This is a genomic window from Dietzia massiliensis (assembly GCF_018390595.1).
Taxonomy (GTDB): Bacteria; Actinomycetota; Actinomycetes; order Mycobacteriales; family Mycobacteriaceae; genus Dietzia; species Dietzia massiliensis.
Genome location: NZ_JAHBAV010000304.1, coordinates 1 through 365, shown reverse-complemented (window position 1 = coordinate 365; position 365 = coordinate 1). Strand labels below are relative to the sequence as shown.

1 protein-coding gene is annotated in these 365 nt (G+C 55.9%); it reads left to right on the top strand.

Going from position 1 to position 365, the window contains the following annotated elements:
* Positions 1–365, top strand: a 365-nt coding sequence (locus tag KHA85_RS20615; RefSeq protein ID WP_236885860.1) for a thiamine pyrophosphate-dependent enzyme, incomplete at both ends; no start/stop codon positions are given.

Sequence of the window (365 nt, the reverse complement as noted above, 5' to 3'; positions counted from 1 at the left end):
CCTCTGGCTCTATGGGCTATGGTTTGCCTGCGGCGGTTGCCGCCCAACGCATCAAACCCGAATCTACCGTTGTCTGCTTTGCAGGCGGTGGCTGCTTCATGATGCACGGCCAAGAAATTTCCACAGCGGGGCCATACGACCTGCCTATTATCGTTTTTCTGATTTATAACGGTATGTACGGCACCCTCCGTATGCACCAAGAACGTGAATACCCGGGCCGCGTATCAGCCACGGTATTGAAAAACCCCGACTTCGCCCGTTATGCTGAAGCCTTTGGCGGCTACGGCGAGCGGGTAGAAAATAGCGCTGACTTCCCTGCTGCTTTCGAGCGTGCACGGGCAAGCGGCAAACCCGCAATTTTGCAC